This is a genomic window from Bradyrhizobium sp., assembly GCF_035652035.1.
In the GTDB taxonomy this organism is placed as follows: Bacteria; Pseudomonadota; Alphaproteobacteria; order Rhizobiales; family Xanthobacteraceae; genus Bradyrhizobium.
On the sequence record NZ_DASREO010000096.1, the window covers coordinates 1 to 22,198 of the forward strand.

Annotated in this window: 23 protein-coding genes; 11 read left to right on the plus strand and 12 right to left on the minus strand. The window is 62.4% G+C overall.

Going from position 1 to position 22,198, the window contains the following annotated elements; translation table 11 throughout:
- Window positions 1-25: 25 nt before the first annotated feature.
- Together VFB05_RS25670 and VFB05_RS25675 are read right to left on the minus strand one after the other, a co-directional pair.
- Window positions 26-697, minus strand: a complete 672-nt coding sequence (locus VFB05_RS25670) for a hypothetical protein (RefSeq protein WP_325017616.1) — start codon at window positions 695-697, stop codon at window positions 26-28.
- Window positions 687-1,448 carry a MotA/TolQ/ExbB proton channel family protein gene (locus VFB05_RS25675; RefSeq protein ID WP_325017619.1) on the minus strand — a complete coding sequence of 254 codons (762 nt, stop codon included), beginning with the start codon at window positions 1,446-1,448 and terminating at the stop codon, window positions 687-689. The genes VFB05_RS25670 and VFB05_RS25675 overlap by 11 nt, the downstream gene beginning before the upstream one ends.
- Before the next feature lie 181 nt (window positions 1,449-1,629).
- On the opposite strand from VFB05_RS25675, the gene VFB05_RS25680 reads away from it, so the two are divergent.
- Both VFB05_RS25680 and VFB05_RS25685 read left to right on the plus strand, forming a co-directional pair.
- The gene (locus VFB05_RS25680; protein ID WP_325017621.1) at window positions 1,630-2,997 is read left to right on the plus strand and encodes a histidine kinase; all 1,368 of its coding nucleotides are present in this window, start codon (window positions 1,630-1,632) and stop codon (window positions 2,995-2,997) included.
- A 3-nt stretch (window positions 2,998-3,000) separates the two neighbouring features.
- The gene (locus VFB05_RS25685) at window positions 3,001-3,654 is read left to right on the plus strand and encodes a response regulator transcription factor (protein ID WP_325017623.1); all 654 of its coding nucleotides are present in this window, start codon (window positions 3,001-3,003) and stop codon (window positions 3,652-3,654) included.
- Window positions 3,655-3,661: 7 nt separating this feature from the next.
- Here the strand turns inward: VFB05_RS25685 and VFB05_RS25690 are convergent, their stop codons facing one another.
- The gene (locus tag VFB05_RS25690) at window positions 3,662-4,255 is read right to left on the minus strand and encodes a TetR family transcriptional regulator (protein ID WP_325017625.1); all 594 of its coding nucleotides are present in this window, start codon (window positions 4,253-4,255) and stop codon (window positions 3,662-3,664) included.
- 425 nt (window positions 4,256-4,680) lie between these two features.
- On the opposite strand from VFB05_RS25690, the gene purB reads away from it, so the two are divergent.
- Entirely contained in the window at window positions 4,681-5,988 is a 1,308-nt protein-coding gene (gene purB, locus VFB05_RS25695) for an adenylosuccinate lyase (protein WP_325017627.1), read from the plus strand.
- Between the two features lie 21 nt (window positions 5,989-6,009).
- Here the strand turns inward: purB and VFB05_RS25700 are convergent, their stop codons facing one another.
- Complete coding sequence (locus VFB05_RS25700) at window positions 6,010-6,564, minus strand: cytochrome b (protein WP_325017628.1); 555 nt, start codon at window positions 6,562-6,564, stop codon at window positions 6,010-6,012.
- Between the two features lie 163 nt (window positions 6,565-6,727).
- Here VFB05_RS25700 and murI point away from each other — a divergent pair, with 163 nt between their 5' ends.
- The 4 genes from murI (at window position 6,728) to VFB05_RS25720 (ending at window position 10,441) form a co-directional block, all read left to right on the plus strand.
- Window positions 6,728-7,525: a glutamate racemase gene (murI, locus tag VFB05_RS25705; protein ID WP_325017631.1), complete on the plus strand. Its 798-nt coding sequence runs from the start codon at window positions 6,728-6,730 to the stop codon at window positions 7,523-7,525.
- A gap of 106 nt (window positions 7,526-7,631) precedes the next feature.
- Window positions 7,632-8,372, plus strand: coding sequence for an acyltransferase (locus tag VFB05_RS25710; RefSeq protein ID WP_325017633.1), 741 nt, complete (start codon window positions 7,632-7,634; stop codon window positions 8,370-8,372).
- Window positions 8,373-8,576: 204 nt separating this feature from the next.
- Window positions 8,577-9,194 carry a 30S ribosomal protein S4 gene (gene rpsD / locus VFB05_RS25715; protein ID WP_325017635.1) on the plus strand — a complete coding sequence of 206 codons (618 nt, stop codon included), beginning with the start codon at window positions 8,577-8,579 and terminating at the stop codon, window positions 9,192-9,194.
- A gap of 179 nt (window positions 9,195-9,373) precedes the next feature.
- The gene (locus VFB05_RS25720; protein WP_325017637.1) at window positions 9,374-10,441 is read left to right on the plus strand and encodes a threonine aldolase family protein; all 1,068 of its coding nucleotides are present in this window, start codon (window positions 9,374-9,376) and stop codon (window positions 10,439-10,441) included.
- Here VFB05_RS25720 and VFB05_RS25725 read toward each other — a convergent pair.
- Genes VFB05_RS25725 through grxD form a run of 4 tightly spaced genes read right to left on the minus strand, consistent with a single transcriptional unit; the run spans window position 10,438 to window position 13,528 of the window.
- Window positions 10,438-11,319, minus strand: a complete 882-nt coding sequence (locus VFB05_RS25725; RefSeq protein WP_325017639.1) for a carotenoid biosynthesis protein — start codon at window positions 11,317-11,319, stop codon at window positions 10,438-10,440. The two genes, VFB05_RS25720 and VFB05_RS25725, sit on opposite strands and share 4 nt — an antisense overlap.
- Window positions 11,319-12,608: a serine hydrolase domain-containing protein gene (locus VFB05_RS25730; RefSeq protein WP_325017641.1), complete on the minus strand. Its 1,290-nt coding sequence runs from the start codon at window positions 12,606-12,608 to the stop codon at window positions 11,319-11,321. The genes VFB05_RS25725 and VFB05_RS25730 overlap by 1 nt, the downstream gene beginning before the upstream one ends.
- Before the next feature lie 42 nt (window positions 12,609-12,650).
- Complete coding sequence (locus VFB05_RS25735; protein ID WP_325017643.1) at window positions 12,651-13,196, minus strand: O-acetyl-ADP-ribose deacetylase; 546 nt, start codon at window positions 13,194-13,196, stop codon at window positions 12,651-12,653.
- Window positions 13,196-13,528, minus strand: a complete 333-nt coding sequence (grxD, locus tag VFB05_RS25740; protein WP_325017645.1) for a Grx4 family monothiol glutaredoxin — start codon at window positions 13,526-13,528, stop codon at window positions 13,196-13,198. The genes VFB05_RS25735 and grxD overlap by 1 nt, the downstream gene beginning before the upstream one ends.
- Window positions 13,529-13,851: 323 nt before the next feature.
- Between grxD and egtB the strand changes: the two genes are divergently transcribed.
- Both egtB and egtD read left to right on the plus strand, forming a co-directional pair.
- Window positions 13,852-15,099, plus strand: a complete 1,248-nt coding sequence (gene egtB / locus VFB05_RS25745; protein ID WP_325017647.1) for an ergothioneine biosynthesis protein EgtB — start codon at window positions 13,852-13,854, stop codon at window positions 15,097-15,099.
- Between the two features lie 50 nt (window positions 15,100-15,149).
- Window positions 15,150-16,121 (plus strand): L-histidine N(alpha)-methyltransferase, encoded by a 972-nt coding sequence (egtD, locus tag VFB05_RS25750; protein ID WP_325017649.1) that lies wholly within the window; start codon window positions 15,150-15,152, stop codon window positions 16,119-16,121.
- Here the strand turns inward: egtD and VFB05_RS25755 are convergent.
- Together VFB05_RS25755 and VFB05_RS25760 are read right to left on the minus strand one after the other, a co-directional pair.
- Window positions 16,097-17,311, minus strand: coding sequence for a low temperature requirement protein A (locus tag VFB05_RS25755; RefSeq protein WP_325017787.1), 1,215 nt, complete (start codon window positions 17,309-17,311; stop codon window positions 16,097-16,099). The two genes, egtD and VFB05_RS25755, sit on opposite strands and share 25 nt — an antisense overlap.
- A gap of 78 nt (window positions 17,312-17,389) precedes the next feature.
- Window positions 17,390-17,623: a BolA family transcriptional regulator gene (locus VFB05_RS25760; protein ID WP_325017651.1), complete on the minus strand. Its 234-nt coding sequence runs from the start codon at window positions 17,621-17,623 to the stop codon at window positions 17,390-17,392.
- Window positions 17,624-17,787: 164 nt separating this feature from the next.
- Here VFB05_RS25760 and VFB05_RS25765 point away from each other — a divergent pair, with 164 nt between their 5' ends.
- On the plus strand, window positions 17,788-18,147 hold the full coding sequence (locus VFB05_RS25765; protein ID WP_325017654.1) for a DUF427 domain-containing protein: 360 nt from the start codon (window positions 17,788-17,790) through the stop codon (window positions 18,145-18,147).
- A gap of 159 nt (window positions 18,148-18,306) precedes the next feature.
- Here VFB05_RS25765 and VFB05_RS25770 read toward each other — a convergent pair whose 3' ends face one another.
- Complete coding sequence (locus tag VFB05_RS25770; protein WP_325017656.1) at window positions 18,307-18,480, minus strand: DUF1328 domain-containing protein; 174 nt, start codon at window positions 18,478-18,480, stop codon at window positions 18,307-18,309.
- Between the two features lie 252 nt (window positions 18,481-18,732).
- Between VFB05_RS25770 and VFB05_RS25775 the strand changes: the two genes are divergently transcribed.
- Window positions 18,733-19,935, plus strand: coding sequence for an acyltransferase (locus VFB05_RS25775; protein ID WP_325017658.1), 1,203 nt, complete (start codon window positions 18,733-18,735; stop codon window positions 19,933-19,935).
- A gap of 11 nt (window positions 19,936-19,946) precedes the next feature.
- On the opposite strand, the gene purL is transcribed toward VFB05_RS25775, so the two are convergent.
- Window positions 19,947-22,160, minus strand: a complete 2,214-nt coding sequence (gene purL, locus VFB05_RS25780) for a phosphoribosylformylglycinamidine synthase subunit PurL (RefSeq protein WP_325017660.1) — start codon at window positions 22,158-22,160, stop codon at window positions 19,947-19,949.
- Between the last annotated feature and the right edge of the window lie 38 nt (window positions 22,161-22,198).

Sequence of the window (22,198 nt, forward strand, 5' to 3'; positions counted from 1 at the left end):
ACCAGAATGTCGTATTGCAGGCCGCTCACGGCGTTCTCATCCTCACACCGGTCTTGGGATCGAGGTCCGCGCCGTTCGCCCAGTTTCGGCGGAACGTCTCCAGCAGCGATTTCTGCCGCTGCCCAACGTCGATCACCTTGCCTTCGGCGTCCAGCGTGAAACGCACCGCAGTCTTTTCCGCGCCGGTATGATCGACAAACAGCTTGTCGTCGAAGATCACCTGCGCAGTCGGATTGAGCTTCTGCACCTTCACGTTCACCGGGACCGGCTGGCCGGTCTTGGCCTGGAAGTGCGACACGTTGACGGTGTATTCGCCGGCGAGGATGCCGCGCACCGTCACGATCTCCTCGCGAATGGGCGACGGAATCTTCCGGCCATTGACTGTGATGAAGTCGTTGGCGCCGCCGCGGTCATCGCGGTCGAGCGTCAGGAAGCCGGCTTCGCGATGCCGGTACCAGGCGATATTGCCAGCAGGATCCTGCACGAACAGGTCGAGATCGTCGGGATGATTGTCCGGCCAGTCCATGGTGATGATGAACTCGGCCTTGGAATCGATCTTGCCGTTTTTCGACTCCGGCGAGGCGGCAAGCAGCGCCAGGAAAAACAGGAAGGCGACCACCTGCAGCGCCTTGAACAGCATGACGCCAAGCGGATCGAAAGCTTCCTCACGCGGATAGAGGCCGAAATCATCCATCATTGCGGCGTTCCAGCACCGGCGTCACATGCGTCTCGGTCAGCGTCACCGCGTCGGAAAACACCCGTTGGGTCGCGGAATCCAGCATGTAGTACTGGATCCTCACCAGGATCGAGCCGACCAGGCCCGCCAGCGTCGTGTACATCGCGACCGCCATGCCGTCGCTCATCAATCCCATCGACGATTTCATCGCGACCTTGTCGGCGGCATCGAGCGTTGCGATCGGCGCCAGCATGATGATGAAGCCGATGATGGTGCCGAGCAGCCCGAGCTTCATCAGCGTGTCCGAGGCGAAGGACCCAAAGCCGTTGGAGCCGCGCAGGCGGTCGGCGAGCGATCGCAACAAAAGCGTCTGATCGATACGGCCCCTCGCCTGTGCCTTGGCCTTTTCGATCAGGCTCTTGATATGGTCTGTGATCAGACCCTTCGGCAGCGAGATCGCATCCGATTCCAGCGCCGCCCCGCCGTCAGCCGCCGCGAGGATCGCGCGGCAGCGTTCCCCCGCCGCGCCTTCGCGCGCGATCGCGCGGGTGCGCAGAAAGCAGTGAACGCAGGTGACGATGTAAAGGGCGGCGATGACGCTCGAAATATAGGTGCGGTCCGAGGTCACCATCAAATGCAGGAGCCCGTAGCGCCATAACAGCACCGCGACAAATACCGAAAGACCGGTAAATATCATCCAGAGCAGCAGTGCGCCGCGTTCCGGCGCACGCTCGTCCGTTGCTGCGACTGCCGCGCTTTGTTCGGAACTCATCCGCTTCGCTCCCGATCGGCCACTTTCGGGATTTGTTAAAGCAAAGCCGCAAGCTGCGGTCCAAAGACGGATGCCCTGAAACGATTGGGAAAATTTCCCGATTTGTACAAAGCGTCCTGCTTGCAATTGGCAGGGACTGGCGAAGTTGTTAGCTTGTCATCCCCAATTCGTGGGAGGTCGCATGCGCCTGGTCCTGCAACTCGTCGCCCGCCTGCTCGTCGTCGTGATGCTGTGCCTGGCAGCCGCCACCGTTTGGGCCACCATCGAGGCCTATCGCAGCGTCGATCGCGCCACCGAGGCGTCCGCCGAGCGCGTCTCTCAAGCTCTCCAAGGGCTGTACTGGCACGAACTCCTGTTGCACGGCAGCAGAATGCGCGAGCATCTGCTCCCGGTTCCGGAATGGCGCACCATCGAGACCATGAAGCTGATCTCGCCCGGGGTCTGCGTCCGCTTCGAGCCGGCCGGCGCGTTCGAGAAGCCGTTGTGCGGCCAGGACAAGGGATTGGGAACCACACCGCCGGCCTGGTTCGCCTCCGCCGTTCAGACCCTGCTCGGCAGCCACGCGGCGGTGGCAAAACCGATCAGCGCCCGCGCGACCACGTTCGGCACCGTCTCGGCGACGCCCGATCCCGATGCCGCGATCCGGCTCGCCTGGCAACACATCCTCGACAATATCGGCGTTGCCCTGTTGATGGCGGCAGCGATTGCGATCCTGGCCTCGCTCGCCATTGCACATACGCTGGCGCCGGCACAGTCGATCGTGGCCGCGCTGAAGCGGATGGCCGACGGCCGATACCGCACGTTCCTGCCCCGCTTCCGCTCCATGGAACTCGCGATGATCGGCCAGGCCGTCGGCGACCTCGGCGACCGGCTGGCGCAGGCCATGGAGGAGCGCGCGACCTTGACGCGGCGTCTGATCGAGATCCGCGACGACGAGCGGCGCACGCTGGCGCGCGAACTGCATGACGAATTCGGCCAGAACCTCACCGCCATTCTCGCCTTCGCCAACGCGATCGAGGCGACCGGCGCAGATGCTAAGGACGGTGCGGTCGCGCAAGACGCGCGGATGATCTCGAAAGCCGCGCTGACGATCATGGCGTGCCTGCGTGGCACCCTCAACCGGTTGCGCAATCCGCTCGCCGAGGAGCTCGGGCTGGAAGCGAGTCTCATCAACCTGGTCGACAACTGGCGCTCGCAGCACGAGACGCGCCCCTCGATCCAGCTCGACCTCAAGGGCGACCTTGCCGATATCGGCGGCACGGTGGCGGCGACCGCCTATCGCGTCGCGCAGGAATGCCTGACCAATGCGCTCCGCCACACCACGGCGCGCGAAATCCTGCTCCGGATCGAGCGGCGCAGCTACCCTGAGAATGCGCTGCTGATCCGGGTCGAGGACGATGGCGGGGGCGACGCCATCAGCATTGCGAGAGCTTCAGGCTTCGGCCTCACCGGCATCCGCGAGCGCCTCGCCGCGCTCGGCGGCTCGCTGTCGATCGCGCGCGCGACGCGGGGCCTCAGCGTCGATGCGACCATTCCGCTGGCCGCCTGACCGATGACGTCCGCATCGCTCGAGGGCATTTCCATTCTGCTGGTCGACGACCATCCGATCGTGCGCCAGGGCTACCGTCGTGTGTTGGAAAATCAGAGCGACTTCCAGGTCGTCGCCGAAGCCGACGACGCGGCGGGCGCTTACAGCGCCTTCAAGGCTCACTCCCCGCATATCGTCGTGATGGACATCTCGATGCCCGGCGCGAGCGGACTGGAGGCGATCAGGAACATCCGCGCCCGCGATGGACACGCGCGCATCCTCGTCTTCAGCATGCATAGCGACGCGCCGCTGGTGAAGGCTGCCTTTAACGCCGGCGCCGGCGGCTATGTCACCAAGAGCAGCGAGCCGGCAGCACTGATCCGGGCGATCCGCTCCGTCGCTCGCGGCGAGCGGGCGATGAGCGACGACGTCGCGCAGGTGCTGGCGCTGGAGAGTCTTGCGCCATCAGGTTCCGCGCTCGATCAGCTTGCCGAACGCGAGATCGAGATCCTTCGGCAAATCGCAGCCGGCGCCACCAACGAAGAGGTCGCGCAAAACCTCAATCTCAGCCTGAAGACGGTTCAGAACTACCACTACATGATCAAGGCCAAGACCGGCCTCAAGACCGACGCCCAGCTCGTGCGCCTCGCCGCCGAGTGCGGGCTGACAGGGTCCTAGGAAGAGATCAGCACTTGCGGGCTTCGATGCCCCGCAGCAGCAGCGCGATCAACGTATCGATCCGCGCCGGCAGTTGCGGATCGCTCCATTCATCGGAATGGGCCGGATGATGGAAACGCGTGACGGCGTCGAACATGGCCTTTGCGGTGGCCTTGGTGTCGGCAATCTCGAACGCGCCCTGCTTGACGCCGTCAGCCAGGATCAGCTCGAGCTGATCGGTCAGGCAGGCCTTGTGCCCGTTGACCGTTTTGCAGGCTTCCCGCGCAAGCGTCAGGTAGGTCGCAAACATCTCGGGGTCTTCGAGATAGCGTTTCTGTTTGGCGGTGAAGAGTTCGCGCAGCCAGCGGTCGAGCTTGGCGGGCGCTGCTTCCGAACTTCCGGCAATATTGGCGAGCGGCGTCGAGACGCGCTCAAGCCAGCGCTTGGCGACGGCCTCGCGCAGCGAAGCCTTGCTGGGGAAATGGCGATAAACGCTGCCGTGGCTCACATCGAGCGCGCGCGCAACGTCGACGACGGTTGCTTTGGCCAGACCATAGCGACGCAGAACGTCTTCGGTGACTTCCAGAATGCGTTCCGGCGTCAAGACCACGTTCTCATTCATCTCAGGCATCTCCTGATGGCGTCGGCCTAAACTATATAGGGACACGGCGAGCGCTCCGCCTCAGCGGGCGAGGCGCTCGGCCTGTTCGGCCAGATGCTGGGCAATCCGTCGATTGAGCCAGCGCTGGATTTGGGCGGTGAGGTGTAAAATTTCGAATGTCATGGCGTTAGTCCTTGTAACTGGCCCCGGCTTACCGCCCGTAGCGGCCTCGCCGGGGGACCCTGAAGTAGGCGTCACGGACTATATAGACCATCTCGCTGACAGATTTCAATATCTGTCAGTCAATATTTTGTGATTCAGGGCTTAGGCGAGTAGTCCCTGGAGGCGTCCACAGGGCGTTTGAGGGTGCCCTCCGGACGGTGTTTCCACCCCTCGCCTGCTCTGCTAAATCGCCCATAACCCCCTCAAAAAGCTCAGAGTCGCCAATGATCCCCCGTTATACCCGCCCCGAGATGGCCGCGATCTGGGAGGCCCAGACCCGCTTCAAGATCTGGTTCGAGATCGAGGCGCATGCCGCTGACGCACTGGCGGAATTGGGGGTCATTCCGAAGGAAGCCGCCAAGACCATCTGGGCCAAGGCGAAAAATGCGACCTTCGACGTGGCGCGGATCGACGAGATCGAGCGCGAAACCAAGCACGACGTCATCGCCTTCCTCACCCATCTGGCGGAAATCGTTGGCCCCGAGGCACGCTTCGTCCATCAGGGCATGACGTCGTCGGACGTGCTCGACACCTGCCTCAACGTGCAGCTCACCCGCGCCGCTGACCTTCTGGTCGCCGACATCGACAAGGTGCTGGCAGCGCTGAAGAAGCGCGCCTTCGAGCACAAGTTGACCCCGACCATCGGCCGCTCGCACGGCATCCATGCCGAGCCCGTCACGTTCGGCCTGAAACTCGCTTACGCCTATGCCGAATTCTCGCGCGCCCGCGAGCGGCTGCTCGCCGCGCGCCATGAAGTTGCGACCTGCGCGATCTCGGGCGCGGTCGGCACCTTCGCCCAGATCGATCCGCGCGTCGAAGAGCACGTTGCCAAAGCGATGGGACTGAGGCCAGAGCCCGTCTCGACGCAGGTGATCCCGCGCGATCGCCATGCGATGTATTTTGCGACGCTGGGCGTGATCGCCTCATCGGTCGAGCGTCTTGCGACCGAAATCCGTCACCTGCAGCGCACCGAAGTGCTGGAAGCCGAGGAGTTTTTCTCGGAAGGGCAAAAGGGCTCGTCGGCGATGCCGCACAAGCGCAACCCGGTGCTGTCGGAAAATCTCACAGGCCTGTCGCGCATGGTGCGCGCCTATGTGACGCCGGCGCTGGAGAATGTCGTGCTCTGGCATGAGCGCGACATCTCGCACTCGTCCGCCGAACGCATGATCGCCCCCGATGCCACGGTCACACTCGACTTCGCGCTCAACCGCCTTGCCGGTCTGGTCGAGAAGCTGCTGATTTATCCCGAGAACATGCAGAAGAATCTGGATCGGCTCGGTGGACTTGTTCACTCACAAAGGCTTCTGATTGCGCTGACGCAAAAGGGTGCGAGCCGCGAGGACGCCTACAGACTCGTGCAGCGCAACGCGATGCCGGTGTGGCGCGGCGAAGGCGATTTCCAGACACTTCTGAAGAAGGACGCCGACGTCAAAAAATATCTGTCGGATGCCGAGATCGAGGAGCAATTCGACCTCGGCTATCACCTCAAGCACGTCGACACCATCTTCAAGCGCGTGTTTGGCCAAACCTGAATGAGTGAAGGCTGAGCGAGCTCAGCCCGCTTCGCCGCCCACCATCCGCGCCGCCACGCGGTCGCGTTTGATGAAGTGATGCCAGGCCGTCGCCAGGAGGTGAATGCCGATCAGCGCCAGCAGCGTATAGGCAAAGAAGATGTGCCGGTCCTCAAACGCATCGGCCGTTGCCTTGTCGGGCGAGGTGAACTGCGGCACGTGGAACAGGCCGAAGAAGCTGCCATAGTCGCCCTGCGGCCGCGCACCCGAATGCGCCCAGCCCAAAAAGATTACGATAAAGGTGGCGAGATAGAGCGCGCCATGGCTGATGCGAGCGGCGATTCGCTGCCAGCGCGGGATATCGGTCGGCAAAGCCGGCGTCGGATTGATCGCGCGCCAGATGAGGCGAAGCACCATCGCCGCCAGCAGCACGTAGCCGATATCGGCGTGGATCGAACGATAGAAGAAGCGATCCGGCCGCGCGGGAAAGTGGTTCATCCACCAGCCAAACGCCAGCATGCCGATGATCGTGAGGCCGATAATCCAGTGAAACGCCCGTGCCACGCTGCCCCAGCTCTTCGTCGTATTCCGCACCATTCGTGATCCCGTGGGTTTGAATTCGAAAAGCTCACTACATCAAAAGCGCTGGTTCGTTGGACCCGATTTGGCGGCGTTTTCTTAGAATTGATGCAAGGCGGACCATTTCCAAAGTTTGCCAAAAACAACTGAAAGGTAACCCCGGATCAGGTACGATGACCTCGTGGGCAAACCTCCGACGATACTCGTGTTCGATTCCGGCCTTGGCGGCCTCACGGTGCTGCGGGAGGTCGTGCTGGCGCGTCCCGACGCGCACTATCTATACGTCGCAGATGACGCTTTTTTTCCCTATGGCCATCACAGCGAAGACGAAATCATCGACCGCGTGGTCCCGTTGATCGGCGAATTGATCGCGGCACACCACCCCGACCTCGTCGTGATCGCCTGCAACACGATGTCCGTCTCGGTAATGGCCCATTTGCGCGCCGCCTACACGGCGCCCTTTGTCGGGACCGTGCCTGCGATCAAGCCGGCCTGCGCAAGTTCAAGAACCAAGCGGGTCTCCGTGCTCGGCACCAAAGCCACAGTGAAACGCGAATACACCCAGGCTCTGATCCGCGACTTCGCGCAAGGCTGCGAGGTGACGCTGGTCGGCTCCGCGGAGCTCGCAGCGCTCGCTGAAACTGCGCTGAGCGGCGGCGTCGTGAGCGACGAGGAAATCCTGGCCGAACTGATGCCGTGTTTCGTTGGCGCCGGCGCCGATGCATCAAAACGCACGGACACCATCGTGCTCGCATGCACGCATTATCCGCTGTTGCTGGATCGGCTGAATGAGCTGGCGCCCTGGCCGGTCGACTGGATCGACCCCGCGCCTGCGATTGCGCGGCGGGTGACAAGCCTGCTTGGCGAGGCCCGCGGTGGACCGGAAGAGACCGGAGCAAAAATGATCTTCACCTCGGGACGGTCGCACCGGCTGAATTCTGCACTGATGCCCTTCTTCGGCGGCCGGGTCCCGGCCTAGCTACTCGATATTTCCATATATTTTTCAGATATTTATCGACGGTTCATCTGACGATCGATAAAGTCCGGCCCTGAAATCTCCTCGAGTAGGGAAACCGAACGGATCGATGCGCGGGACGACGCGAAAAATCTCACTGCTGCGCATCTTCGTTTTCGACCTCATGCATGCGTCGATGCGCGTGCCGTTTATTTCGCTGTCCCGCCCGTTCGATATCGGACCGCTCGTGGCCGCGCGCGCCAAGGCCACATCTCCGCCGGGCTGGGCGGCGATGTTCGTCAAGGCCTTTGCCATCGTCGCCAAAGACGAGCCGGTGCTGCGCACGCTTTACGTCAAATTACCCTGGCCGCACTTCTTCGAGCTGCCGCGCAGCATCGCCATGGTCGCGGTGGCACGCCGCGAAGACGGCGAGGAATGCATCCTGCCTGAGAAGGTGCCTGCGCCCGAAGAGCAATCGCTCGCGGACATCGATATCGCGATCAAGCGCGCCAAGAATGCACCGCTCCAGGAAATCCCGGCCTTCCGCAAGATCCTGATGGCGAGCCGCCTGCCGCTGCCGCTGCGACGCCTGAGCTGGTTCATCGGACTCAATTTCGGCCGGATGCGCGCCAACAATTTCGGAAGTTTTGGGGTCACTTCAGTCTCCGCCTTCGGCCCCGGCGAGCTTCAGGCGCTCAGCACGGGCCCGTTCCTGCTGAGCTATGGCGTGGCCGGGCCGGACAAGATCAATGTGATCCTGCGCTGGGATCACCGGGTTACCGACGCGGCGGTCATCGCCCGCGTGCTGAGGCGGCTGGAACAGGTCCTGAACAGCGAGATTTCGGCCGAAATCCTGGCACCAACCGCTTGAAAGCGGGGCCCATTTGCGTTGACAGGTGGGCCGTTTCTGCTAGAAACCGCCCTGCTCGCGGGCCGATTTCGGCCCGCGAAGCGTTTCGCGACCCGTGGTCCATCCTCTCAAGCTTTGAGGCCGGACCTGTCGGCATCCCGGGGAATCCCGGCTGCACAGGAGGGCGCGTCTCCTCAAATCCAACCGTTACTTCAAGAGGACGCGATGACAAAGCGCAGTGAGGCGAAATACAAGATCGATCGCCGTATGGGCCAGAACATCTGGGGCCGCCCGAAGAGCCCCGTGAATCGCCGTGAATATGGCCCCGGCCAGCACGGCCAGCGCCGCAAGGGCAAGTTGTCCGACTTCGGCGTGCAGCTCCGCGCCAAGCAGAAGCTGAAGGGTTATTACGCCAATATCAGCGAGCGTCAGTTCCACGGCATCTATGTCGAGGCCGGCCGCATGAAGGGCGACACCGGTGAGAACCTGATCGGCCTTCTGGAGCGCCGTCTCGACAGCGTCGTCTTCCGCGCCAAGTTCGTCTCCACCATGTTTGCCGCCCGCCAGTTCATCAACCACGGCCACGTCAAGGTGAACGGCCGCAAGGTCAACGTCTCGAGCTACAAGCTGAAGGTCGGCGACCTCGTCGAGGTGAAGGAATCTTCCAAGCAACTGGCGCATGTGCTTGAAGCGAGCCAGCTTCCCGAGCGCGACGTGCCGGACTATCTGGAAGTCGATCACGGCAAGATGACCGCGAAGTTCGTCCGCGTCCCCGCGCTGACGGACGTGCCGTTCGCGGTGCAGATGGAGCCGCATCTGATCGTCGAATTCTATTCGCGCTGATTTCATACCAGCGTTGAACGCAACGAAGGCCCCGGTTTTGCCGGGGCCTTTTTGTTTGGGTAAAGTCGCTGAAAGTCATTCCGGGGCGCGGCGAAGACGCGAACCCGGAATCTCGAGATTCCGGGTCTGGTCCTTTGGACCATCCCGGAATGACCAGTCTGAAAGAGAGCTCTCACCCAATGGCCTACACCCCTGCCCGCCGCGATCCCAAGGCTCCTCCGGTCCGCATCAACCTGTTGTCGGACACGCAAACCCGCCCGACGGCCGGAATGCGCGAAGCGATGGCGCGCGCCGAAGTCGGTGACGAGCAGGTCGGCGACGATCCGTCCACCAACCTGCTCTGCGATCGCGTCGCCGAACTGATGGGGAAAGAGGCCGCGGTGTTCTTGCCCTCGGGCACCATGTGCAACGTGACGGCGACGCTGGTGCATTGCCGGCCGGGCGACGAAATCCTGGCGCAGGTCTCCGCCCACATCATCGCGCGTGAGGGCGGCGCGCACGCCGCGCTGGGCGGCTTCCAGATCACGCCGCTGCAAGGCGCCGACGGCAAGTTCACGCCCGAGACGTTCCGTGCCGCGCTTCACCCGCGCACGCGCTACCAACCGCCGCAGACGCTGGTCAGCGCCGAGCAAACCGCCAATATCGGCGGCGGCACGATCTGGAAGAAAGCCGATCTCGACGAGGTCGTAAAGATTGCCAAAGCGAACGGCCTTGCCACCCATATGGACGGTGCACGGCTTCTGAATGCAACCGTTGCCACCGGCATCAGCGCGAAGGATATGACCGCAGGCTGGGATTCGGCCTGGATCGATTTTTCGAAAGGTCTCGGCGCGCCGATCGGCGCGGTCCTCGCCGGTACGCGCGATTTCATCGACCAGGTCTGGCGCTGGAAACAGCGGCTCGGCGGCTCGATGCGCCAGAGCGGCATCTGCGCAGCCGCCTGCACCTACGCGCTCGACCATCATGTCGACCGCCTGGCGGAAGATCACGCCAACGCACGGGCGCTGGCGCGCGGACTTTCGCAGATTCAGGGCATTGAGGTGCAGGACCCCGAAACCAACCTGGTGTTCTTCAAGCCGGATGGTGCCGGCATCAGCGCTGCCGATATGGTCGCCGCACTCAACAAGCGCGGCGTGCAGATCGCCGTGATGGACGGCCGCATCCGCGCCTGTACGCATCTGGATGTCACGGCGGCCCACATCGAGGAGATGGTGGGGCTTGTGCGCGAGATCGCGCGCAAGGCTTAAGTTCTGTCCGTTGCCAGCCGCAACACGGCCAGCATGGACGAAACCAACATCGTCGCCAGCATGGTAAGAGCCGCGGTTGCCCTGAGATCGGCGACGCGCCAAAGGTGACCGGCAGCGTCGATCACCTCCCCGCTCTGGCCAATCAGCCACGGCGTCAGATGGGTCAGGCCTGAACTCAAATAAAGCGCAATCGCGGTGAGCCGCAGCGCCTTAGTGCGCGCGGCCGGCGGTTCAGACAGATCGGGACGGCGGCTGAGGTAAATGGCAAACGCCTGAAAGAACAGCCACGAGGTCAACAGCCAGCCGGCATAGTTCGAGAGCGGCACGCCGAAATGCGCTCCACCATCGTGCCAGATCCAGGCCTTAGCAATCGTCGAGGCCGGCGGGTCCATCACCACGTCCCACTGCGTCATGACGAATGCCGCCACGACGGGCCAGGCCAGCAATTCGAATTTGCTTTTTGGGCGCGCCGGCGCCCCGAGCAAGGTGCCGGCCAATACCCACGAAAAATATCCCATGCCGAACCAGAGCGGTCCAACGATGACGGGAATGACGCCGACATGCGGCAAGTTCGCACCCACCTCGAAATGATAGCGGCCGAACGGAAAACCTGTCAGCGAGCCGGCGTTCTCCATCGCGAAGGTAATGACGATGCAGATCGCGAAAAGTGCAAGCGCGTCCCTCCAGCCATAGAACAGCGCGGCGTGAACGCAGGCCACCACAATGCCGATCGCGGCGAGCGCCTGCGCCAGCGGCGTCGGATTCCAGGCAAACCCGATCACGAGCGCCAGATAGGCCGCAAGGAGAATTCCGAGGGCAGATCCGGCTAACGGAAATAGCGGACGATACGTTGCCTTCAACGCTTCCTGTGCGGTCATTACGGGCCTTGTTTTTCCAACGCCTGATAGATCAGCGTTTTCAATTCCACTTGAATGCGCCCGCGCTGTGACGGCGACGCCATCATGAGGACCGCAAACATGTCGTCCTTGGGATCGACGAAGAAGAACGTGCCGCCGGCGCCGTCCCAGCGATATTCGCCTGTCGGCAGCGGTGGGCTCGCAACCACCCGGACCGCAAAGCCCAAACCAAAACCGCTATCGCCGCTAGGGAAGTAATAGTAATCGCGGGCAATCCCGGATTCCGGCGGCACGAGGTCCGACGTCATCAGCTTGACCGTCTCGGCCTTCAGATATCGCCTGCCATCGAGCGTGCCGTCATTGAGCAGCATCTGCGCGAAGCGGGCGTAATCGGCCGCCGTCCCGACCATCCCGCCCCCACCGGATTCCCAGCGCCGAGGCTTGGCCGCGTCACCGAGGCCTTTGATCGTGCTCAGGGTGAGATCACCGGGCAGCGACTCGGCGACGCGCGATCGTTTGGAATCGACAACGGTGAACGCGGTGTCACCCATGCCGAGCGGACCCAGCAATCGCTCCTTCTCGAATTCGTACAGCGACTTTCCGGAAACGACCTCGATGACGCGGCCGAGCACATCGGTCGAGTGGCCGTAGTCCCACAGCGTGCCCGGCTGCTCGGCGAGCGGCAGATTTGCCAGCCGCATCGCAAGCTGTGCATTGTCGAAATCGCCGTCAAAAAGTCCGCTGTTGTCGTAGAGCTTGCGAACAGGACTGTCGCCGTAAAAGCCGTAAGTGATGCCGGAAGTCTGGCGCAACAGGTCCAGGATTCTGATCGGGCGCGCCAGCGGCTCGGTGGCCAGAGCCTCCTTGCCGTTCTCGTCGCGTTTTTCGACGGCAACTTTCACCTCGGCGAAGGCCGGAATGAATTTCGACAAGGGATCGTCGAGCGACATCTTGCCGTCGTCGACCAGCATCATGGCGGCGACCGACGTGACCGGCTTCGACATCGAGTAGAGGCGGAAGATCGTGTCATCCGTCATCGGACGATGGTCTTCGACGTCCTTGGCGCCAAAAGATTCGAACAGAACCGGTTTGCCGTGCTGCTGGATCAAAAGCACCGCGCCGGGAATCGTGCCAGCGGCAACCTCGTTCTTCAGGTAGTCGCGGACGTGCGCGAGGCCGTCGCGCGAGAAGGCGCGGGAAACCGCAACCGGAGATTCCGCTGAAGCTGCATTGCTGGCGATCGCAGCCAGCAAGAGTACCAGCGCCGCGAGCTGAAAATGCCAAGCAGCGCCTGCGCTTCGAAATGTCATGAATGACCCGCCCGCCAAAGCACGCGAAGTGTAGCGGCTAGCTCAGTCAGCACAAGACGTAACGAAGCGCTCCAGAACATGCTCGTGCAAGTCCGCGCTTGCTTGCGAGAAGCAGCAGAAGATCACGCGGCTGACTGTTGGCGCCGTCTTCAAGGCCTCGACGGTCGCTGAAACCGCAATGCCGGCCGCTCGGTCGGCGGGAAATCGATAGACACCTGTGGAGATCGCCGGAAAGGCGATCGAGGTCAGTTTGTTGTCGCGGCAGAGCGCGATGGCGCGGGTGTAGCAAGTCGCGAGCATTTCGCCCTCGCCGCGATCGCCGCCGTACCAGACCGGCCCGACCGCATGAATCACATGCTTCGCCGGCAGCCGATAACCTCTGGTGATTTTCGCATCGCCTGTTTCACAGCCACCGAGCGTACGACATTCTTCCAGCAATTGAGGCCCGGCGCCGCGGTGGATGGCGCCGTCAACCCCGCCGCCGCCAAGCAAAGACGTGTTGGCGGCGTTGACGATGGCATCGACACGCAATGTCGTGATGTCGGCGACGGCAACTTCGAGCCGCACGCCGCCGAGCTGGCGGGCCATCAGGCGACGGTCGAGACCGCCACGCCCTTGTCGGTGAAGAGCTGCTGCAATTCGCCAGCCTGGAACATCTCGCGGATGATGTCGCAGCCGCCGACGAACTCGCCTTTCACATAGAGCTGGGGAATGGTCGGCCAGTTCGAGTAGGTCTTGATGCCGTTACGAAGATCAGCGGACTCCAGCACATTGAGGCCTTTGTAGCCGACCCCGATGTGGTCGAGGATCTGGACGACCTGCCCGGAGAATCCGCATTGCGGAAACTGCGGCGTGCCCTTCATGAAAAGCACGACGTCGTTCGACTTCACTTCGTTGTCGATGAATTGCTCGATGCTCATATTCTCTTCCTCTTGGGGGTGGGTGATAAACCCACTCTGGAATCGGGCTTCGCGGCCATACGCCAGCCGGCCCTCCGCGATTCCCATATATGTACCCCAAACGATTGTGCATCCAAAGTAATTTGGCGGTCGCACCTGCCATGCCGGGACGCTGCCCGTTCCCCTTTAAGGCCAATGGCCCCAAGTAACAGCCGCGGCGATTGGTCCGTATTTCGTCGGATCGGAGGCTTTTTTCCCAGATAGGAACTCCTATCTAGGACGGGCTGTTCTCGAGGAACGACCCTTCGAGGCCAACGTTCTCCTATTGCGACCCGGAGACCCCAGTGACGCAGCCCGCATCCGCCATTGCCGCCTCTCGCCCGTCGTTATTTTCTGAAGAATCCGGCCTCGCTGATCACCTCACCGAGGCCTTTCTCGCAGTGCGAAGCGAGACAGAACGTCGCGCCGCGCCGTTAAGCGCCGAGGACCAGCTGATCCAGTCCATGCCGGACGCCAGCCCGGCCAAATGGCACCGCGCCCACACCACGTGGTTCTTCGAGCAGTTTCTGCTCGGCGAGCATAGTCCGGGATATACGCCCTACCATCCCGACTACGCCTTCCTGTTCAATTCCTATTACGTCAGCGCTGGGCCGCGCCACGCCCGTGGCCGGCGCGGAGATCTGACCCGGCCTTCCGCCGAGGAAATCACCGTCTACCGCAGTCATGTCGATGCAGCGGTCGTGAGATTTCTTCATGAAGCGGATGACAAAAAGCTGGCGGAGATCGCCCCTCTAATGGAGGTCGGCCTCAATCACGAGCAGCAACACCAGGAGTTGATGTTCACCGACATCCTGCATGCCTTTGCGCAAAATCCGATTTACCCGGCCTATGATCCGTCCTGGCATTTCCCCGCCGCGAGCGGCTCCGGTGACGATTGGGTCGACCTCAACGAGGGCATCCACTCAATCGGCCATGCCGGCGACAGCTTTCATTTCGACAACGAAAAGCCCGCGCATCGGGCGCTGGTCGGTCCGGTACAGCTGTCGCGCAACCTCGTCACCAATGCCGAGTGGATCGCCTTCATGGCCGACGGCGGCTACACGACGCCGACGCTCTGGCTGATGGACGGCTTTGCCGCCGCGACATCAGAGCAATGGCAGGCCCCCGGCCATTGGCGCGAGATCGACGGTAAGTGGCACATCATGACCCTTGCCGGCGTGAAGCCAGTCGATCCCGCGGCGCCGGTTTGTCATGTCAGCTACTACGAGGCTGATGCTTTTGCTCGCTGGCGCGGCAAGCACCTGCCGACCGAAATGGAATGGGAGGTCGCCGCGCGCGCCGGCTTGCTCAACGATGCCTTCGGCATTGTCTGGCAATGGACCCGCAGCGCCTATTCGCCGTACCCCGGCTATCGCGCGATCGAAGGCGCGCTCGGCGAATACAACGGCAAGTTCATGGTCAACCAGCTGGTGCTGCGCGGCTCATCGCTGGCGACGCCGGATGGTCACAGCCGCGTCACCTATCGCAACTTCTTCTATCCCCACCACCGCTGGCAATTCACGGGCCTGAGGCTCGCCGACTACGCCGACTAGAAATTTCTTGAATTCAAGCGCGCAGGAAAAAGCGCGTCCGGGAGATTGTCATGAACGTCCACGCCACCGCATTGGCTGAAACGCATCATCTCGACGAGCCAACGTCCCTCTTCGCCCGCGACGTGATCGACGATCTGTCGCGCGCGCCGAAGCGGCTGTCGCCGAAATATTTCTACGACGCCACCGGCTCCGAACTGTTCGAACAGATCACTGTGTTGCCGGAATATTACCCGACCCGCACCGAGCTTTCGATCCTGCGCGACAGGGCCGGCGCGATCTCGGCGATCATTCCCGAAGGCGCGGCGCTGGTCGAGTTCGGCGCCGGCGCAACCACCAAGGTGCGGCTGCTGCTTCGCGAGTGCAGCCTGGGGGCTTACGTTCCCGTCGACATCTCGGGCGATTTTTTGAACGCGCAGGCCGAAGCCTTGCGCGCGGACTATCCGGACTTGCGCGTTTACCCCGTCACGGCAGATTTCACCGCGCCGTTCGAATTGCCCGACGCCGTCAGCGCGATGCCCAAGGTTGGATTTTTTCCCGGCTCGACGCTCGGCAATTTCGAACCCGGCGAGGCCTGCAAGTTCCTCCGGACTGCCCGCACGATTCTCGGCAAGGACGGACGCATGGTGATCGGCGTCGACCTCGAGAAGGATGAGCGCACGCTCTACGATGCCTATAACGACACGGCCGGCGTCACTGCGCGCTTCAATCTCAATGTGCTTCATCGCATCAACCGCGAACTCGGCGGCGATTTCGACGTCGGCGCGTTCATCCATCGCGCGATCTACAACCGCGACCGCCATCGCATCGAGATGCATCTGATCAGCAAGAAGGCTTTCACCGCGCAGGTGCTCGGCCAGAAATTCTCATTTCGGCCCGGCGAAAGCATCCATACCGAGAACAGCTACAAGTACTCGGTCGAGCGCTTTGCCTTGCTTGCCCGGGTCTCGGGCTGGCGGCTGCTTGAAACGTGGACCGACGCGAAGACGATGTTTTCGGTTCACGCGCTGGAGGCGTCCGACTGAGTTTCGGGCGCGTCGCCGGCTTTTGATCGCAACGATAGCGATTCCCAGATCGCGACGATCACCATCAGCAGCGTTGTCGCGATCGACAGCATCAGCGGCGACAGTTCCTTGCCGAACCAGCCCAGCACGCCCAGCGCGACGATGCCTGCGCCATGCGAAAGCTGAAGCCAGCCGCGAATGACGTGCTTGAACAGGATGGTCCCGACCAGGAACAGCATGGGCCCGCCGACCGCGCTCACCACCACTCTCACATCGGAATGACCGGCGGGATGCTGCAACACGACGTCGTCAGCGACCGCCGACAGAATGATGCCAGCGACGATCGGCAGATGCAGGTAGGTATAGGCAAGCCGCGCCAGCCGCCCCGGCTCGCTTGAGTTCGAGATCAGCTCGGAGCCGGCTTCCGCGCCCTTGTGGAAATAAAGCCACCACATTGCGAGCGCGGCCAGGAAGGCCGACAGGAATGCCGCGACGACCTCAAAGGTCCATTTCAAATCGGCAAACGTCGCGCCGGTGACGACGATGGATTCTCCGAGCGCGATGATGATGAAACCGGCGCAACGCTCCGCCAGGTGGCCGCCTTCGACGTACCAGTCCGCCACCGTGGACGCGCCGTATTTCGGAATCCAGAACCGCACCACAGGCGAGACATATTCGATCGCCAGCGCCACGACCCACAGCACCAGCCTTTCCTGACCTTGCATGATGCCGCCCGCGATCCAGAAGATCGCGGATGTCGACAGCCAGACCAGAATGCGGATCGCGTTCATGCGCGCGGCTGTGCGCTGACGCGGGGTCGATAGGAGCCAGAAAATGGTACGGCCGACCTGCATCGCAGCATAGGCGATCGCAAACCATAGCCCTCGCGAATCGAAGGCCAGCGGAATCGACGTGGAGAGCACAAGGCCGCCCAGCATCAGCAGGAACAGGAGGATGCGGACCGGCGTGAGTTCAGGATTGAGCCAATTGGTGACCCAGGATGTGTAGACCCAGACCCACCAGACGCTGAGCATCAGCAAGGTCGTCTGCGCCGCACCGAGCGGTGTGAAATGCGCAAGCAGGGTGTGCGATACCTGCGTGACCGCGAACACAAAGACCAGATCGAACAGCAGTTCGGCGTAAGTGACCCGGCTGTGCTGGTTTGGCACGATGGCACGAAACAACGGGCCGCGCTCGTTATCCCACGGCATGAAGCCCTGCTTTGCCCCTCTCAGGCCGTTCATGGACAGTGCCATCCCCGGCCGATTGGCCGGGCTCGCCGGCGTGAACTAGTCCGGCACGCCCGTCTGCAAGGCGAGCGCATGGAGCACACCGCCCATCTGGCCTTTCAGCGATTGATAGACGATCTGGTGCTGCTGGACGCGCGACTTGCCGCGAAAGGATTCCGAAATCACGGTGGCCGCGTAATGATCGCCGTCACCGGCAAGATCCCGGATCGTCACATCGGCATCGGGAATCGCAGCCTTGATCATCGATTCGATATCGCGGGCATCCATCGGCATTCCAGATTTCTCCCTCTCGCATCGCCGCTCGGCGGCCCCCGGTCAGCCACTTTCGGCTCCTCAATTTAGCGCGAATGGCCTTCTGGGTCACGCCCTCACGCACTATATTCGCGCCACGATCACAGGAAGGCCCGGCCGTTTATGCGGGCCGAAAGGTTGTCAACATGAAGTTACCCGGTCCCGACCACCCGATCACCATCACCACGAACCCGCGCCGCGTCCGCGTGTCAGCGGGCGGCGTTGTGATCGCCGAGTCCAGCGAGGCCTTATCGCTGAAGGAAGCAAGCTATCCCGCGGTGAACTATGTGCCGCGCAAGGACGCCAATATGGGTTTGCTCAAGCGCAGCGAGCGGGTGACGCACTGCCCTTACAAAGGGGACGCGAATTATTTCAGCATTGTTGCCGACGGCAAGACCATCGCGGATGCGATCTGGACCTACGAGGCGCCATTTCCGGCCATGGAAGAGATCTCGGGCCACCTCGCCTTCTATCCGGACAAGGTCAAGATCGAGGAAGTGGCGTAGGCTTCCCTGGACCCGTGTTCTTGCCACTCGAGCTGTCGTCCCTGCGAACGCAGGGACCCATACCCACCGGCCAGCGTGATGAGACAGGCTACCCGACCGCGAAACGGAAAAATTCCGCGGTCTGGGTCCCTGCGTTCGCGGGGACGACGAGATATGTGGCTATACCCGAAAGATCGTGAGACCCAGGATCAGCAGGATCAGGAAGATCACGACGAAGACGTAGAACAAAAAGCGCGCGATATCCGCCGAGGCCGCCGATATGCCGGTGAAACCAAGGATGCCTGCGATCACCGATATCACGAAGAAGATCAGCGCCCACTTCAGAAGTGTCATCTCGAGCTCCGATTGCCCTCAACGCCATCCGCCGAGCGGACGGTCTTGCTGATCTAACTTCGGTGCTTTCACGATAGTTCCGTTTCGCACTGCGTTTCGGTGAGTTCGGCCTTCGATCGTCCCTCAGCACCGTCTCCCCCAGCCTTCACCCCATCCCATGCGCCAGCCCCCATGGGCCCTGCAGCGGACGGCCCTTGTTGAATCGCCTGACGCCCTCCAACATGGCGCAATCCAAACGCCCGGGGGGCGCGAATGACGGTCGCCATCAGTTCGACAGCAGTGGACACAAGAGCCAAACCGGCCGCGGGCGCGCGCAATGCAGCCCTGGATCGCGCCCGCACCTTCATCGTCCTGCTGGTGCTGATCCACCACTCGGTTATCCCCTACACCTATTACGGCCACACCGACCGGCAGTCGCTTCTGCTTTTTGATGCGGTCGTGACCTTCAACGACAGCTTCTTCATGGCGGCGATGTTTCTGCTGTCAGGACTGTTCGTCTGGCCCAGCCTGCAGCACAGGGGAATCGGCAGCTTCCTGCGCGGGCGCTGGTTGCGGCTCGGTCTGCCGTTCGCAATCGGCAGCGTCTTCCTGATGCCGCTGGCCTATTACGCGGTCGAGCTTCGCAACTCAGGCGCAGGCTCAGGCTTCATCGCCTATTGGTGGAAAACGATAACGGTCGGTCCCTGGGAAAGCGGCCCGATCTGGTTCCTGGGCGTGCTGCTCGCCTTCGACATGCTGGCAGCGGTCATCTATCGGGTCGCGCCAAGCGCTATCGAAGCCATCGGACGCGTGTCGACAGCGAAAGTCGAACATCCGACTTACGCTTTCTGGATGTTTCTCGCCGCGTCGGTCATCGTCTACGTGCCGATGGATCATCATTTCGGAATCGCGCGCTGGTTTACGCTGGGACCGCTTGCGGTCCAGGATGACCGGGTTCTGCTCTACCTGCTTTATTTCTTCGTGGGCGCCGGCATCGGCGCGGTCCACGGCGACCGCAGCCTTTTATCTCCTGATGGCGAGCTGGCGAGACGATGGCCGCTATGGCTTGCGGCCACCACCGTGACCTATGCCGGGCTCATCGGGCTCATTTTCTACAAGCGCGAATTCCTGCCCGACCCCAACAATCCGCCGCAGGGGTGGGACAACCTCCACGCCTTCTTTTTCGCTGCCTTTAGCGCCTCGCAAACCATCAACCTGCTCGCGCTGTTCTTGAGATTCGGCAATAGCGGCCGGAGCATCCTTGATCCCTTGCGCGAAAGTTCATTTGGAATCTTCCTGATTCACTATGTGCCGCTGCTGTGGCTGCAATATGCGCTTTACGGCATCGCGCTGGCGCCGATACCGCAAGTGACCGCGATCCTGAAAGCGCTGATCGTGTTTGTGCTGACGCTTGCGATCAGCTGGTTGGCGACACTCGCCGCGCGCAGGATTCCCGGCGCAAAACACGTGCTATAGCCTGAATCAAATCAGGCTTGGCCGGCCATGTAGGCCGGAAGCCAGCCTTCGAAGCCTTCCCTGAGCGAAGCCACCGACACGGCATCTTCACCGACAATGGCGATTGTATCGCCGCCGGTGGTGCCAATTCGCGCGCAAGGCACGCCGGCGCCCTTCATTTTGGCGAGCACAAGGCCCGCCTGCTCGGCCGGGACGGTCACGACATAGCGCGCCTGGTCTTCGCCGAACCAGAACGCGTGCGGCACGATCGCGGCTGGCGCGGCCAGGAGTTGTGCGCCAATGCCGCTTGCCATCGCCATCTCGGCGAGCGCGATCAAAAGCCCACCGTCGGAAATATCGTGGGCCGCAGTTGCGGTGCCGGCGCGGATCATGCCGCGCACAACGTCGCCGTTACGCTTTTCGGCGGCGACGTCGACCGGCGGCGGCGCGCCCTCTTCGCGGCCGCAAATGTCGCGCAGGTAGACGGATTGGCCGAGCCAGCCTTGGGTCTCGCCGATCAAAAGGATCGCCTCGCCGGCAGCCTTGAATGCGAGCGTCGCGGATTTGGTGAAATCGTCGAGCACGCCGACGCCGCCGATCGAGGGCGTCGGCAAAATGCCGCGGCCGTTGGTCTCGTTGTAGAGCGAGACGTTTCCGGACACGACCGGGAAGTCCAGCGCGCGGCAGGCTTCCGAAATGCCTTTCAGGCAGCCGACGAACTGGCCCATGATCTCCGCCCGCTCAGGATTGCCGAAATTGAGGTTGTCGGTGATCGCCAGCGGCCGGCCACCAACAGCCGTGATGTTCCGCCAGGCTTCGGCAACCGCCTGCTTGCCGCCTTCAAACGGATCCGCCTCGCAATAACGTGGCGTGACGTCGACGGTGAGCGCGAGCCCTTTTGGTCCGTCCTCGACGCGGACGACCGCGGCATCGCCGCCCGGCCGCTGTACGGTATTGCCCAAAATAACGTGGTCGTACTGCTCCCACACCCAGCGCTTCGAGCAAAGCTCGGGCGTCGCGATCAGCTTTTGCAGCGCTTGCGAGACTCCCATCGGCGGCGTGACCTCGCGCGCGGCGATCATGGCCCTGGCCGGCGACGGCACATGCGGCCGGTCGTAAACCGGCGCTTCATCGCCGAGCTCCTTGATCGGAAGGTCGGCCATGACGTCGCCGCCGTGCTTGACGCGAAAACGCTTGCTCGGCGTGGTGTAGCCGACCACGGCAAAGTCGAGCCCCCATTTGCGGAAGATCGCCTCAGCTTCCTTTTCCTTCTCGGGCTTGAGCACCATGAGCATGCGCTCCTGGCTTTCCGAGAGCATCATCTCGTAGGCGCTCATGCCGGTTTCGCGCGTCGGCACCGCATCGAGATCGAGGTCGACGCCGAGGTCGCCCTTGGCGCCCATTTCGACTGCAGAGCACGTGAGCCCCGCCGCGCCCATGTCCTGGATCGCAATCACGCAGTCAGCCGCCATGATTTCGAGACAGGCTTCGAGCAGCAATTTTTCGGCAAAGGGATCGCCGACCTGCACAGTCGGACGCTTCTCGGCGGAGTCATCATCGAATTCGGCCGACGCCATCGAGGCGCCGTGAATGCCGTCGCGCCCGGTCTTGGAGCCGAGATAGACGATCGGCATGTTCACGCCGGAGGCCGCCGCGTAGAAAATCTTGTCGGCATCGGCGAGGCCGACCGCCATCGCGTTGACGAGAATATTGCCGTCGTAGCGGGTGTGGAAACGCACCTGCCCGCCGACGGTCGGAACACCGAACGAGTTGCCATAGCCGCCCACGCCGGCGACGACGCCGGAGACAAGGTGGCGTGTCTTGGGATGCTCCGGCGCGCCGAAGCTCAAGGCATTGAGGCAGGCGATGGGGCGCGCGCCCATGGTGAAGACGTCGCGCAGAATGCCGCCGACGCCGGTGGTCGCGCCCTGATAAGGCTCGATGTAGCTCGGATGGTTGTGGCTCTCCATCTTGAACACCACCGCCTGGCCGTCGCCGATATCGATGACCCCGGCATTCTCGCCCGGGCCCTGGATGACCCAGGGCGCCTTGGTCGGCAGTCCCCGCAGATGGATGCGCGAGGATTTGTACGAGCAGTGCTCGTTCCACATCGCCGAAAAGATGCCGAGCTCCGTGAATGTCGGAATGCGGCCGATCAGCTTCAGGATGCGCTCGTACTCGTCCGGCTTGAGACCATGGCTCGCGACGAGTTCAGGGGTGATCTGGGGTTCGTTCGTTGATGGCATAAGGCGTTATTAGGAACATCGGAGGCCGGGGAAAAGGC